The organism is Lysobacter yananisis, assembly GCF_031199375.1.
GTDB lineage: Bacteria > Pseudomonadota > Gammaproteobacteria > Xanthomonadales > Xanthomonadaceae > Lysobacter > Lysobacter yananisis.
Window position 1 is genome coordinate 949,769 of the sequence record NZ_CP133568.1, and the last position, 14,276, is coordinate 964,044.

Consider the following 14,276-nt stretch of genomic DNA (forward strand, 5'->3'; position numbering starts at 1 on the left):
CGCCTAGGCTATACGAAGACCAACCATCCGATAGCGACCATTCCGACGAATATTCCGCCATACAGCAAAGTCGACAGAACAGCGACGATGCGCCATCGGCGGCGAAAGTGGTCGAGATCTCCGCGCGATGCGGCCTGCTGGGCCGGGCTCGCGGCCTCGCGCGCGTAGGGATTGGCGCCGTCCCAGCGCATGGCATCGGCCAAGTCCGGCGGATAGGCGGGTGTGGATGCCTTGCCCTCGATCCAGGCGCCGCAACGCAAGTACCAGTACTCAAGCACTGCCGCGAAATAGAAGCGGAACGCATTGAACCGGCCTGGAACCAACCGGTGCTCGTCGTCGACCAGGCTGCTGAACAGATACCGATCCGCCCGGGCGAGCCATGCGGCCTCTCCCTGGAGGTCGGCATTGCGAACCGAGGGCAAGCGCTCGGGCGCTTCATCGAGATAGCGGCACAGGAAATCCCAAAGCTGGGCCAACTCGTCGGGGTCGCCGACCACCTCGGATATCGCGATTTGTTCGCAGATCGTGCGGCTGCCGGCGTCGAGTTCGACCACATGCAGACGGTATCCCATGTCGCCGCCCGCCTGCGTCACCACGGCCGCAGCGTGGATCACCGCGATACCCGTGTCGGCGGCCACCGAAACCCAGCCATGCTTGTTTCCGCGCCATTGGTAGAAGCGCCTGAGACGCCGGCTCAGAACCACCGGCGGCGGCAACTCGAGCGTGAGGGCCCGATAGGCCGTCAGCGCTCCCGCGAGTACGGGCAACAGGAGTATCGCGCACATGCCCGCTGCAACGAGCGGGCCGAGCCGCTGCCCCGCGTGGAGAAACGACCACATCAACGGCGCGAACATCAGCGCCGCCATCAAGCCGCCTCCCGCTCCAAGCACCCAGCCCGCGCCGCGCCATCCCACGCGCTGGACGCGCACGAACCGGACCGCGGCCGGGTCGATCCGCGCGATCTGCCCGGCCGGACCGAGCGGCCCTCGCTCCCCCTCGCCCAGGCGAGGAAGAATCACCCCCCACAGACCGTTTCTCTCCGGCAACCGCTGAAAAGGCAGGATCGAGCTCATCCGTCACTTTTTCGGCGGATATTCGAACGTCGAGGACAGGGCTGGCAGGTTGGACTTATCGGGCCAATAGGTACCGCTCAATTCCATCGCATCGGCGTATTGTGCGTCCGGATTGGCCTCGGTGCCGGAAAGCCATTCGATCAGCTTTTCGACCCACACCTCGTCCTGCAATGTCGAAAAGTAACCGCTGAGTTCCATCACGCCGGACTTGTCGATCCTCATCGAGGGATCTTCGCGCATGCCGGTGAATTTACTGCTGATGTCGGAGCGGGAGAACCTGTCTTTTCCGTCTTCGCAGACCACTCCGCCCACCGAGATCCGCTTTCCCTTGTAGATAGCGGTGAAATTCAGCTCCAGACGGCTGCCCTTGGCATAACGGGGCAGCGTCACGTTATAGCGGAAGTGCAGGCTGTAGTTGCCGCGATCCTTGGTCACCCCAAAGCGCGCTTGCGCCACCAGGGTGACCTTCTGCAGGCCGTAGATCTCGTCCTGCAACGAAGCGAACGGCTGAACCGACTTGCTCTTCGCCGAATAGTAAGGGCTGTTTTTTGCGATCTTGCCGGTCTTGTGTTCGCCTTTGCCAAAAATTCCGTTGTCGAGCCAGTACTCCACCGGCAGCATGTTTTCTTCGTCGGTGCCGAACGCCTGCCAGGCGCAATAGAGCGCCAGTCCGAGGAAGCCGATGATCAACAGCGCCCAGCCGACCGGCCCCAGGGATACGCCGATTCCAAGCACCGTGCCTGTAGTCGCGCCATAGGCCGCCAGGCTGCCCGCGATCAACGCCGCCCCCGAGGCCATCGTCCACATGCCGGAATCGACGTCGCCTTCGTTGACTTTCGACGCGCCTTTGCCGATGGCATAAAGCCCCTCGATGATGCCCGCCACCAAGCCCCACCGCGCGGCTTGGCGCTCAGCGACGCTTGTCGCCGCCTCGCCCAATCCGCGCATCGACTGGACCGCGATCTTCAAATCGATGGCGGCCCCGATGCCGGCGATGATCGCGACGCCGACACCGACGCTGGCGTCGGCAAGCGCGCCGCCGTCGCGATCCTCCTTGTCCGCCCCGAAGTAATCGCACATCGCGCCGACCAGGGCATTCCCCTGGAAGAACAGCGCGCCCGCGCTCATTCCTATGGTGATCTTCTGTCCGACGACCTTCAGGTGGTTGCGCTGGAACGGGTTGTCGGCATTCCCCGCCGCGGTCGTCAGGTCCAATTCGTCCAAGCCCAGCCTGCGCAGCGTGGCGCGGTTGAGCTGCTCGCCGTCTTCCAGCTTGTGCACCACCCAGGCCACGGTCTGCGCCTGCCCGGATTTGCTGGTGGGCGCCTCCATGACGACCGCGCCCTCAAGCCCTTCCGACAGGCCCCAACCGGTAGCGCCCAGATTGCCCTTGGTCGCCAGGTACGGTCCGCGTCCCGCATTGGGGACCAGGCCGAGAGGCGCCCTCGCGCTGATCCGCGGTGCCCCGGTCGCCACTTCCATGATCTTGGCGGAAATGCGGCTCCAGGCGCCCTTGACCACGACCGGCTGCGGGATCACGTCGTCTCGCGTGATCAGGGCCAGCGTCACCGAGCGCAGCAATTTCCGGTAGGCCTTGGGATTGTCCCGGCGCAGGTTGTACAAGATGCCCGCGCTGGTTTCGATGACCGTCGCCAATGCCTCGTTGGCCGCCCGCTGGTTGCGGATGCCGACCCTGATCGCGTTGATCTGCGTCAGGCCTTTTCCGATATAGCTGCCGGACAGCTCTTGCGCTTCTTGTACCGTATCGAAGGCTTCGTCCTGATCGCCGGGGTTTCCCGCGAGGTACTCCAGGAACGCCTTGTGATCGCCGCTGAGCGCGCGCATCAGCCAGTTGTCGCGATTGGTCGGATCCATCTCCAGCGCCGGATACCAGACCAAATCCCGTTCGAGCTTGGTCCGCCCCGATCCGGCCACGCAATGCGCCACCATCCGTCCGTGGTCCAGCGCGGATTCGTGATCGGTCTCGTCGAAGTCGAGCCGATTGACGAGCTTCCAGGCTTCCGACTCCTTGACCGCGCAATAGTCGGCGCTGACTGTTTTCACTTTTTCCAACAGCGACTTGAACTGCGCGGACGATTGTTTCGCGGCCGACCAGTCCGATTCGTTGATGTGCTTGAGATACCGTTCCGGCCCGTAGTTGCGGTCCCACCACGGGCCGGGATTGGTTTCCGCGTTCGCGCGGATGCCCTCGATGATGTCGGCGATCGCGCGCTTGCGCGTCTGCACCGGATCGCCCATGCCCGACACCACGCAAGCCTCGGCCGCCACCTTGTTGCGGTATGCGTTGAGCTGCTGGGTGACGCCGACGACGTCGTGCAGGAGCACCACCGCGCCCAGCTTGGCCTCGGTATTCTGCGAGCTCTTGCGCATTTCCTCGGCCAGCGCCGCGGCGGCGCCCGTCGGTTTTCTGGGCACCATGGTCATGCTGTCGCCACGATCGTAGAGTCGCTCGACCTGCGTGCCGTTGATCTTGGCGCGGGTCGCCGACGATGCGTAATCGGCCACATAGCCACCGATACCCGCCGTCATCTTCATGCCGTGCGGCACCGGGCTGCCCTCGTAATTGCCGAGCTTTCCAGCTGCGGCCGCCGTGACGTCGAGCCTGGTCATCCGCTGGCCGCGGATGTTCCCTTCGTTGCGGCCATACGCATCCATGACCTTCGTCGTCCAACGATGCCGACTGAAAGCGAGCCATATCTCCGGATGCTTGCCCGGATCGACGACGAAATACTGCAGCGCCAGATTGTTGTGTTCGGAACGGCTGCAGGCGGCCGGCTGGTCGAGCGGCGCGGCATCGGCCGGCGAAAGCGTCTTGTCGTTCGGAGCGACGCTCCGCAACAAGCCCGAGCGGTCGACCAAGTACACATCCCATTGCCCCGACGACCCATTGGGCTTGTAAACGTAGAGATAGCCGGCTGGCAGGGCACGCATGAAGTACCAGTGGGCGCTCAGATCCTTGCTGGTCAGGCCTTTGGCAAGCGCCGCCAGCTCATTGGCGACGATCGGATCGGTAAGCGACAACAACGCGGACGACAGCGGCAAAAAGCTGGGCGTGGTTTCGGAATTGGGCATGATGCCGGACACCACCGGCAGAATCGCCAGCCCTTGCTTGACGCAGTTGGGGCAAGGCGCTCCGGCCTTCGCCCCGGTGGTGTTGGCGGCTGCTCCGCGACGTGCGGCACTGATCCCTGTGTCTGCCATGTGCTCTTCTCCTTAAGCGGTTCTTGCTGCTTCGGCGCACCCATCCGCTTTACCGGCCAGCGCCTGCCAGTAACTCTCGTCGAACTGCTCGAGCGCGTCGATCGGCGACATTCCGGCGCGCCTGGCCTGCTCCATGGCTTCGGCCACTTCGGGCTCGCGATCGAATCCTTGATGGACCAGAACTCCATACATCGCGTAAGTCACCAACTCCCGATCGGTTCGCAACGTCCATTCGCGCGCGCCCTTTTCGATGAGCCCGCCCAATACCGTTCGAACTTCGGCCCCCAACACCGGGCGCGCCATGTCCTGCAGCACATCGAGCGCACGGTTGATGAGCTCGACGCGGGCGAGATGATCGAGTTGCCGCTGGTCCAATCGCAGGCCATCGACAACGGCCTCGTCGCTCTTCGCATCGACGGCCCGCAAGGTCGCCAGGCTGCCGCTTCGCGTCAGCCACAGGCAGCTCGACACGGGCCCGAGCAAACTGCCGGCCTGCATCGGGCGAAGCAAGTGTTCGAGCGCATCCATGACGCGGGGGTCCCAGAAGCGGAACAGTTTGGTTTCGCTCCCGACCCGAACCCTCGCCCGCGCAGCCAGGTGACGGGCCACAACGTCGATGCCCGAATCGGAAACCAGCCACAGGCAGATGGAGCGCCCCAGCGCCAGACTCTCCGGCGAGCGCAGCGCTTGCGCCAGGCCCAACGCAAGCGACGTATCGATCGCCGGATCCCGACCGATCTCGCCCAATCGCAACAGGTACGGATGGTGATCGTGTTTCAGATCCGGATGCCGTATCGGCACCGCCACCGCGGTCGCGCGCGTAGCGACATTGGCCAGCGGATCGCCGAGCGTGGTGTCCACCAGCAGATAGATCGAACTATCGGGCGAGCGCAAGGTCAGGTCGAGCAGTTGCCCGCGCAGTCCCGACTGCATGGATTCTCGCTCAGACAAGGGCCGCGCCCCCCTGGGCCGCGGTCTGCATTTTGTAATCGCATCCCTTGTAACCCGCGCTCGGCAACTTCGCTTGCGTACTGGCCGAAGCCGGCCCCGTCCAATCCCGCCGACTGCTCTTGAACTCGATCGTTCCCGGCGCCCCCAGCTCGATATCGCCGCCCTCGAGCTTGAGATACGCGCCCGCCGCGGTCGCCAGCAGGCGTTTGTTCGGCGCGGCGATCTCCACGTCGGCCTGGGTGCTGGCGATCAGCACGCTGGTCTGCGCCGCCGCGCGCGCTAGTTCCTTGTGCGCGCGCAGGGTCACCGCGCCCTTGGCGGCGTGCAGGGCGATGCCGCGCTCCTGGTTGGGCTTGCCGGCCGGCGCGGCGGCGCCGAGGGTGAACAAGGCGATGCCGCCGGCCACCGCGGCCACGCTTTCGGCCTGGCTCAGCCATTGCAGGTCCTGGTCGGCGCTGAGCACGGTCTGGGTGCCGGACACCCAGACCTGGTTCTTCGCGGTCACGCTGACCACGCCCTTGGGGCTGCTCGCCAGCCACAGCGGCCGGTCCCAGCCCGGCGCGCTGCCGTCGCCGCCGCCGATGCCGTCGCCGGGCGCGGTGCCGGTCTGGGTCGCCGCCATGGTGTCCTGGGTGGTCTGCAGCGCGGTCTGGGCGGCGAGTTCCTCGGGGTCGTCCGGCAGCGTCGCCTGCTGGGTCGCGGCCGCCTTGGCCAGGCCCTGGATCAGTTGCTCGCCCTGGCCGAGCTGGGCCTGGGCGCCGGTAGCGGTCAGGTGCTGCTGGCCGGGTTCGGTGGTCAGCAGCAGGCCGGCGCCGGCGCGCAGGGCGCCGCCGGCCTGGGTGCTGAGTTCGGCGCCGAAGCCGCGCTCGGCGCCGCGCAGGTTGTCGACGCCGCCCTTGAGGTGGCCCAGCGCGAGCGCGCTCAGGTGTTGGGTGGTGTTGGCCTGGACCCGGCCCTGGCCCGGCGTGTCGTCGAGCCGCAGCTGCTGGTAGCCGCCGCTGCCGCCCTGGCTGTCGGCCAGGACCTGGCTCTTGAAGCCGGTGAACACCGAGGCGTGCTCGTTGCCGTCGAACCAGGCCGCGGCGTTGCCGGTGGCCCCGCCGGCGCCGCCGGCGACGCCGTTGTGGGCGGCATCGGCCTGGCCGCGGCCGTTGTAGACCGCGCCGATCACCACCGGGCGGTCGATGTCGCCTTCCAGGAACGCGACCACCACTTCCTGGCCCTTGCGCGGCAGCATCACCCCGCCCCAGTTGTCGCCCGCCCACGGGCCGGCGACGCGCACCCAGGTCCAGGCCTGGGCCCGGCCCGGCGCGTTGTCGTCGCCGCAGGGATGGGCCAGGCGATTGCTGGCGTCGGCGCCGCGCTGCCAGGGGAACTGGACCTTGATCCGGTGATCGCGGTCGGTCTGCAGCGGCGCGCCGTCGCTGACCACGATCGCGGTCTGGGTGCCGTGCACGGTCGGCTTGGGGTGCAGGCGCAGGCCGTGGCCGTCGCGGGTGCGGCTGCGGTAAGGCACCGCCGCCGGCAACGCTTCGAACCGGTTGAGATAGAAACCTTCGCCGCCGGGCTTGTCGTTGCCGACGCTCGCGCCGGCCTCACCCAGGTCGGGCGCGAAACCGTCGTGCGACGGCGTGGCCAGGCCGCTCAGCGGCTCGGGCAGCGTCGGCACCGCCAACGTCGCCGGACCGAGTTGCTTCTCGGCCAGGTCGAGCACGTCGGCGCCGAGGTTGTTGCGCGCGCGGTGGTGCACGCGCAGGCAGGTGAAGCGGCCGCTGTCGGCGTCCGGATAGGCGTGGTGCTGGGTCAGCACAAAGCGGCCGCCCGGCCGCAGCCGGCGCCAGCTGCCTTCGCCGCGCACGCTGTCGGCCTCGACCTGCAGCGCTTCCAGGTGCTGGCGCGCGTAGCGCTCGCCGGTGGCGCGATCAGGATAGGCGTAGGGGCCGGCGATGTCCTGGTCCTGCGGCGCGACGTCGCCGTAGCCGGTGCCGAGGGCTTCGGCCGGACGCAGGTCGAGGCTGCGATAGTCCCAGCTGCCGCGCTGGAGGCGCGCGGTCTGCCAGCGCCGCGCGCTCGACCATTGCTGGACGCTGTCGCCGGGTTCGGTCACGTCCTTGCGGTGGAAGCGGATCGAACCGAGGTCGGCGAAGGCGTCGTTGTGATCGGCCAGCACCAGGGTGTGCCGGCCCAGGCTGGATTCGTCGGCGGCGGCTTCGCCGCCGGTTCCGTCCGCGCCCGGCTGCGCCTGCCCCGCCTCGTCGCTGTGTTCGACGTGGTAGTGGATGCCTTCCTCGGCCAACAGGCGGTGCAGGAAGTCGTAGTCGGATTCTTCGTATTGGGTGGTCAGGCTGCGCTTGCGGTAGACCGCCGGATCCTTGAGGTCCCAACGCCAGTCCGGCGCCAGCCGGCCCTGGTCGGCGTAGTCGGCGAACACCGATTCGACGATCTCGACCACGCTCATGTCCTGGAACACGAACGAGTCCACGCGCTGGCGCAGGAACGCGAGCCAGGGCTCGACGATCAGGCGGTAGCGGGCCAGGCCGCCGTTGCTGCCGATGCGCTCGAACGCGGTGACGTGGCCGTGGAAACTGCGCAGGTCGTCGACCGCATCGGCCGACATCAGATCCAGCCGCACCGGCTCGCCGAGCAGCGCGGCCAGGTCGAGGTGGGCGTTCACCGACAAGGCGGTGAGTTCGAAACGCAGGCCGCCGTCGTCGAGCGATTCGCGGCCGTCCAGGCTTTCGGCGACCAACGCGTCCGGGCCCAGCGACGTGTGCAGCCGCATCAGGCGTTCGTGTTGGCGGGGCGCGCTCAGCGCGCTGAGTAACGTGGTCAGGACGTCCATGGCGTTGCCTCCTGCAATCTCCTTGGGCCGTGCGTTCCCGCCGTCGCAGCCGCGCCGGCGGTGGTTCGGGAACTGCCCCTGCATGCGTTCCGGCCCGCGCGGAGCCGGATCTTCCTTTGCCTGTCGATCATAGCTCCGCCCGCAGCGGCTGTCGCGACGCGGCGGAATTGGACGTCCCGCGGCCACCCGGCGGTCCCTTTGGGGCCACTGGACGGTCCCACGCGGGCACCGCGACGGCGCAGCCGGGGCCTCCCGCCCCGACCCCGCTGCACCCTGTGCGCCCGCACCGGCCGCGCGCTGCGTCTCGCCGGCCCGAGCGATGCTGGACGCGCTCAGGCGATCTTGTACTTGAACTCCCCGCTCTTGGCCGCGCCGATCTTGATCCGCTCGATCTTGCCGCCTTCGGCCATGCGTGCGAGCACCGACTCGGCGATCTCCGGAAGCAAGGTCCCATTGAGGATGTGATCGACGTTGCGCGCGCCGGAATCGACCTCGGTGCAACGCTGCAGCACCGCCTCGACCAGGCTTTCGTCCCACTCGAACGCCGCCTTGTGGTTGGCCGCGACGCGGTCGCGGATGCGACGCAGCTTCAGCGCGATGATCTGCGCCAGCACCTCGTCGGAGATCGGGTAGTACGGCACCACTTTCAGCCGTCCCAGGAACGCCGGCTTGAACGACTTCATCAGCACCGGGCGCAGCGCATCGGCGAGTTCGTCGGCCTTGGGGATCTCTTCGGCCGGCTTGTTCAACGCCGCCTGCATGATCTGCGCGGAGCCGACGTTCGAGGTCAGGATGATGAGGGTGTTGCGGAAGTCGATCTCGCGCCCCTCGGCGTCGTCCATCATGCCCTTGTCGAACACCTGGAAGAACATTTCCAGCACGTCCGGATGGGCCTTCTCGACTTCGTCGAGCAGCACCACGCTGTACGGCTGGCGGCGCACCGCCTCGGTCAGCACGCCGCCCTCGCCGTAGCCGACATAGCCCGGCGGCGAGCCCTTCAGGCCGGACACGCTGTGCGCTTCCTGGTATTCGCTCATGTTGATGGTGACCAGCTTGCGCTCGCCGCCGTAGAGGATGTCGGCCAGGGCCAGCGCGGTCTCGGTCTTGCCGACGCCGGAGGGGCCGACGAACAGGAACACGCCGCGCGGCTTGTTCGGGTCTTCGAGCTTGGCGCTGGCGGTGCGCACGCGCTGGGCCACCGCTTCGAGCGCGTGGTCCTGGCCGATCACGCGCTCGGACAGCATCGGCGCGAGGTTGCGCACGGTGCGGATCTCGTCCTTGATCATCCGGCCCAGCGGCACGCCGGTCCAGGCCGAGACGATCTCGGCGACGACGGTGCCGTCGACCTGCAGCGGCACCATCGGGGTCTCGCCCTGCAGCGCGCGCAGTTGCGCGAGCAGGTCGGCGAGGCGGGCCTGCTTCGGATCGGTGTGTTTCGAATCGGCCTGTTTCGAATCGACCTGTTTCGAATCGGCTTGCTTCGCGGCGGCCTTGGCCTTGCCCTTGGCGGGCTTGGTCTGCGGCGGCGTCTCCGCCGCATCAGCCGCAGCCGCATCAGCCGCATCAGCCGCGGGCGGCGCGGCCACGGCCGGCGCGGCGGCAGCCGCGGCTTCGAGTTCCTCGCGCAGCGCCTGGACCTGCTGCGCCAGCGCGGTTTCCTCGACCAGCCGCGCTTCGTTGTCGGCCAGCACCTTGCGCGATCGCTCCAGCTGCGCGTCGAGTTCGCCCAGGCGCTCCTCACTGGCCGTCCCGGCCGCGGCTTCGCGCCGCAGCGCGCCGAGTTCGGCTTCGAGCCGCTCGATGTGCTTGCGCGTGTCCTCGATGATCGCCGGCGTCGCGCTGCGCCCCAGCGCGACCTTGGCGCAGGCGGTGTCGAGCACGCTGACCGCCTTGTCCGGCAGCTGGCGCCCGCTGATGTAGCGGTGCGACAGCCGCACCGCCTCGGTGATGGCCTCGTCCAGCACGCGGATGCCGAAGTGCTTCTCCATCAGCGGCACCAGCCCGCGCAGCATCGCCGCGGCGATGGTCTCGCTGGGCTCCTCGACCTTGACCACCTGGAAGCGCCGCGCCAGCGCGGCGTCCTTCTCGAAGTACTTCTTGTACTCGCCCCAGGTGGTCGCGGCGATCGTGCGCAGCTCGCCGCGCGCGAGCGCCGGCTTGAGCAGGTTGGCCGCGTCGCTCTGCCCGGCCTGGCCGCCGGCGCCGATCATGGTGTGGGCCTCGTCGATGAACAGCACGATCGGATGCGGGCTCTTCTTGACCTCGTCGATGACGTTCTTGAGCCGGTTCTCGAACTCGCCCTTGACGCTGGCGCCGGCCTGCAGCAGGCCCATGTCGAGCGTGTGCAGCTCGACGCCCTGCAACACCTCGGGCACGTCCTTGGCGGCGATGCGCAAGGCCAGGCCCTCGACCACCGCGGTCTTGCCGACGCCGGCCTCGCCGGTGAGGATCGGGTTGTTCTGGCGCCGCCGCAGCAGGATGTCGACGACCTGGCGGATCTCGCCCTCGCGTCCCACCACCGGGTCCAGGTGCCCGTCGCGCGCGCGCTGGGTCAGGTTGGTGGTGAACTGGTCCAGCGCCGGCGTCTTCGACAGCCCGCCCTGGGCCGCCTCGGCCGCGGTCGCGGCGTCGCCCTGCGCGCCTTCGGCCGGCGCCTGCCCGGCATCGGCGAAGCGCACGCCCTCGGCGGCTTCCGACGAGCCCTCGGTGAGCTTGGCGAAGTTGTGCTTGAGCTCGTCGCGGTTGATCCGCACGAACTGGGCCGAACCGCGCAGCGCCAACTGCGCCAGGCCCGGCTCGGTCAGCAGCGCCAGCAGCAGGTGGCCGCTGCGGATGCGCGTGGTCTGCGAATCCAGCGAGGCGATCAGCCAGGCGTGTTCGAACAGGGTCGGCAGGTGCGGCGAGAACACCGGCGTGCGGCTGTTGCCGTTCTTGAACCGGCCGATCTCGGTTTCCAGGTCGCGGCGCAGGCCGTCGAGCGAGAGCCCGCTGCGCTGCGCGATCAGCGCGACGTCGCACTGCGGATGTTCGAGCAGGGCCAGCAGCAGATGCTCGATGTCGACCTCGTAGTGGCCGCGCGCCATGCACAGGTTGGCGGCGCGCTCGGCCGAGCGCCGGCAGGTGTCGTCGAGCTTTCCGATCAGGGTCTTGAGGTTGATGCTCATGCGTCGAGGGTCCGCGATTCGTAGTGGGCGGGGGCGCAGCGGGCGACGCGGCCGCGAAGGCGGTGCGGCGACAAGGTCGGGGAAAAGCTCGGGCGGTCCATGCGGCGAAACTCCTTTGAACGCGTATAGGGCGTTACTGCAAAGTCTGAAGGTGATAACGGGTGTCGGCGCGATCGACCTCGGACGGCCGCGAGCACAGGTAGCTGTCCCAGCCCAGCCGCGCGCCGCCCTGCTCGTCCATGCGCACGCCCTGCACATCCTGCGCGCGCAGCACCAGGCGCACTTCGTACTCCAGGGTCGAACCGGCCAGCAGGTTCAGCCACTTGGCCAGCGCGCGCGCGGCGCTGCCGCCGGGCAGGAAGCGCTGGAAATTCTCGCGGTCCAGCGGCCCGATCCACAGCCGCAGGCGCAGGTCGCGCTGCCAGACCCGGTCGCCCGCCAGCGCGGTCGAACCCAGCCGCGCGTTGGCCATGCCCAGGCGCGAGCGCTGCTGCTCGGGCACCGCGTACCAGGCGCCGACGAACTGCTCGACCCGCAGCGGCGCCTGGAAATAATCCGACAGGATGCGCTGCATGAACGTCGCCGACATCGGGTGTTGGCGGATGCCGCCGGCGTAATGCGCGACCGCCTGGTCGAACACGTCGCCCTCGCCGTCGACCATCCGGTCGCGCAAGGCGTGCAGGCCGACGCCGGCCAGCGACAGCAGCAACGGCAGGAAGCGTTCGCGCCGGTCGAGTTCGTACTGCAAGTGCAGGCGGTACTTCTTCCACGCCGCATAGTGCTGGGCCACCGCGCGGTTGGCGAACATGTCCAGGAACGCGCGCGCGGTGCGGTCGCGCAGGTAGATCTCGCGCTGGGCGATGGTTTCGGTGTAGTGCAGCGGCATCACCCCGGCGCCGCCGAGCAGGCCGATGAAGCCCGGCACGACCCGGACCTCGGCGATGTCCTGCGCCGCCACCGCGGCCTCGATCGCCTCGGCCGTTTCAAGCTCGACGCCCTGCTGGTCGCAGGCCACCGCCTGCTCGATCTCGCTGGCGGGAAAGCCCAGCGACAGCGAGTTGGCGAAGCGCAGCCGGAACGGCAGCACGTCGCGCAGGGGCACGCCCTGGCGCGCGAACAGGTGCTCGAAGATCCGCATCGCCTGGAAGAACTGGAAGCGATGCGGCTCGGCCAGGACCTGCTGGGCTACACCAGGATCGATTCGCCGCTTCGCGGTTGGCATTGGATCAGTACCTCGCCGCCGTGGCTCGACAGCAGCGTCAGCTGCGTGAAGCTGTTGGCGTGCACATACAGGCCGAAGAAGTGGTCGAGCACCTTGGCGAACGCGGCCACGCCGGTGCCGACGAAATTGTGCTCGTCGATGGTCATGCGGATCTCGACCCCGCGCACCACGCTGGTGAAATGCCGGCCCGGCATCCACGCGGTGGCGGGCTTGTGTTCGAGCCCGACGATGCCCTCGATCTGGCGCGCGGTCACCGCCGAGCGCGTGGTGTCGTACAGCCGCAGCATCTCCTTCAGCGCCGGCAGGCCGCTCTGGGTCAGGGACAGATGATTGAGGCTCAGGTGCGAGATCAGCCGCCACTGCGCGCCGCGGCCGCGCTCGAAGCGGCGCGGCTGGCTGGGCTTGCGCAACAGGCTGATCGCGCGCGCGATGCCGCCGCCTTCCATGGTCAGGTCGCCGCCCTGCACGTTGTAGGCCAGGTGGGTCGGCAGGTCGCGGTTGCTGCAGGTCAGCTCCAGGCTGACGATGTCGGTCTGCGGCAGCACCGGGTTGAAGTCCAGGTCGACGAAGGACAGCTCGGTCTCGTAGCCAGGGCTCATCCGCGCGACCTGCTCGTCGCGGTGGGCGAGCCAGTACTGCCCGGTCTTGTCCGGGGTTTCGCCGTGGTGCAGCGAATAGAACGGCCGGAACTCGGTGATCTTCTCGCCCTGCGGGGTCTGCCGCACGCGCTTGACCGAGTCGATCGAATGCACTTCGAACGCGAACGCGCGGCGCGCGTCGGCGACCACCGGATAGGACGCGGTGCGGTGGGTGGTGCGGATCGGCTCGCCGTGCTGTTCGAACAGATTGACCACCGGCGCGCAGCCCAGCGCGATGTTGTCCGCGCCCAGCGCTTCCAGCACTCGCGACACCGGCGAATCCAGCGGCGCGCTCTTGACGATCAGGTGCAGGGTGAACGCGGCGCCGGCCTGGGCGCGCAGCGCCTTCAGGTCGAGGTCGAAGAAGCCGAACTTCTCCGGGAACGCGAACAGCTCGGTCAACAGGCGATAGGCCGGATGCGAGCGCTCGGGGTAGTCGATCAGCGATTCGTCCTCGCCGAAGCCGACTTCGTCGAGCGGAATCCGCGGCAGCGCGTGCCAGCGGTTGCTGCCGGTCGGCTCGATGTAGGCCGCGCGCAGGTTCATCGTCAGCGTGTCGCGCAAGGCCGCGCAGAACGAGGGCTCGCCGTCGACGAACAGGCGCAGTTTGTCGAGGCCGAGCTTGGTCAGCGAGGGCTGGTCGCCGAGCAGTTCGAACGAGATCGAAATCTGCCCGCCGCTGCCCTGCGGCAGGCTCACCGCCATCGGCGCCTCGGCGATGCTGCGAAAGCCCGCCTTGGCCACCCGGATCGGCGCCAGCACCACGTCGTAGGCGGTGCGGAACTTGCAGCTCACCCCGCGCACCTGGCGCGAATGCAGCAAGGTGCCGCGCGCGATCGTGGCCGGCGCGCTGAGCTTGGCCAGGCCCGAGCCGGCGTCGAAGCGCGCGATCGAGCACGACGGAAACGGCCGCAGGTAGTGCGGATACAGCACTTCCAGCAGCGCTTCGGTGAACTCGGGGTAGTCGTCCTCGATCTTCTTCGACACCCGCGCGCTGAGCAGCGCGAAGGACTCGATCAGGCGCTCGACGTGCGGGTCCTGGCTGCCGTCGGAGGACAGCAGCAGGCGGCTGGCGATCTTGGGATAGCGCTCGGCGAAATCGCGCCCGTAGCGGCGCAGGAAGGCCAGTTCGCGTTCGTAGAATGGCAGCAGGTCTTCCATCGT

General features: G+C 68.2%; 7 protein-coding genes. All 7 read right to left on the reverse strand.

Annotated elements, in window-relative coordinates; all coding sequences use genetic code 11:
• Positions 1 to 8: 8 nt before the first annotated feature.
• A complete protein-coding gene (locus tag RDV84_RS04065) occupies positions 9 to 1,073 on the reverse strand; it encodes a hypothetical protein (RefSeq protein WP_309152561.1) in 1,065 nt (354 codons plus the stop codon).
• Between the two features lie 3 nt (positions 1,074 to 1,076).
• Positions 1,077 to 4,295 (reverse strand): toxin VasX, encoded by a 3,219-nt coding sequence (locus tag RDV84_RS04070; protein ID WP_309152562.1) that lies wholly within the window; start codon positions 4,293 to 4,295, stop codon positions 1,077 to 1,079.
• 12 nt (positions 4,296 to 4,307) lie between these two features.
• Complete coding sequence (locus RDV84_RS04075; RefSeq protein WP_309152563.1) at positions 4,308 to 5,228, reverse strand: DUF4123 domain-containing protein; 921 nt, start codon at positions 5,226 to 5,228, stop codon at positions 4,308 to 4,310.
• Positions 5,229 to 5,238: 10 nt separating this feature from the next.
• A complete protein-coding gene (locus tag RDV84_RS04080) occupies positions 5,239 to 8,088 on the reverse strand; it encodes a type VI secretion system Vgr family protein (RefSeq protein WP_309152564.1) in 2,850 nt (949 codons plus the stop codon).
• 332 nt (positions 8,089 to 8,420) lie between these two features.
• A complete protein-coding gene (tssH, locus tag RDV84_RS04085) occupies positions 8,421 to 11,252 on the reverse strand; it encodes a type VI secretion system ATPase TssH (RefSeq protein WP_309152565.1) in 2,832 nt (943 codons plus the stop codon).
• Positions 11,253 to 11,385: 133 nt separating this feature from the next.
• Positions 11,386 to 12,474, reverse strand: coding sequence for a type VI secretion system baseplate subunit TssG (tssG, locus tag RDV84_RS04090; protein WP_309152566.1), 1,089 nt, complete (start codon positions 12,472 to 12,474; stop codon positions 11,386 to 11,388).
• The gene (tssF, locus tag RDV84_RS04095) at positions 12,438 to 14,273 is read right to left on the reverse strand and encodes a type VI secretion system baseplate subunit TssF (protein ID WP_309152567.1); all 1,836 of its coding nucleotides are present in this window, start codon (positions 14,271 to 14,273) and stop codon (positions 12,438 to 12,440) included. The genes tssG and tssF overlap by 37 nt, the downstream gene beginning before the upstream one ends.
• Positions 14,274 to 14,276: the final 3 nt, after the last annotated feature.

What these genes read in the sequence shown, in the direction of transcription:
- RDV84_RS04065 (WP_309152561.1), bottom strand. Translation starts at nt 1,073, where the DNA reads ATGAGCTCGATCCTGCCTTTTCAGCGGTTGCCGGAGAGAAACGGTCTG.
- RDV84_RS04070 (WP_309152562.1), bottom strand. Translation starts at nt 4,295, where the DNA reads ATGGCAGACACAGGGATCAGTGCCGCACGTCGCGGAGCAGCCGCCAAC.
- RDV84_RS04075 (WP_309152563.1), bottom strand. Translation starts at nt 5,228, where the DNA reads ATGCAGTCGGGACTGCGCGGGCAACTGCTCGACCTGACCTTGCGCTCG.
- RDV84_RS04080 (WP_309152564.1), bottom strand. Translation starts at nt 8,088, where the DNA reads ATGGACGTCCTGACCACGTTACTCAGCGCGCTGAGCGCGCCCCGCCAA.
- tssH (WP_309152565.1), bottom strand. Translation starts at nt 11,252, where the DNA reads ATGAGCATCAACCTCAAGACCCTGATCGGAAAGCTCGACGACACCTGC.
- tssG (WP_309152566.1), bottom strand. Translation starts at nt 12,474, where the DNA reads ATGCCAACCGCGAAGCGGCGAATCGATCCTGGTGTAGCCCAGCAGGTC.
- tssF (WP_309152567.1), bottom strand. Translation starts at nt 14,273, where the DNA reads ATGGAAGACCTGCTGCCATTCTACGAACGCGAACTGGCCTTCCTGCGC.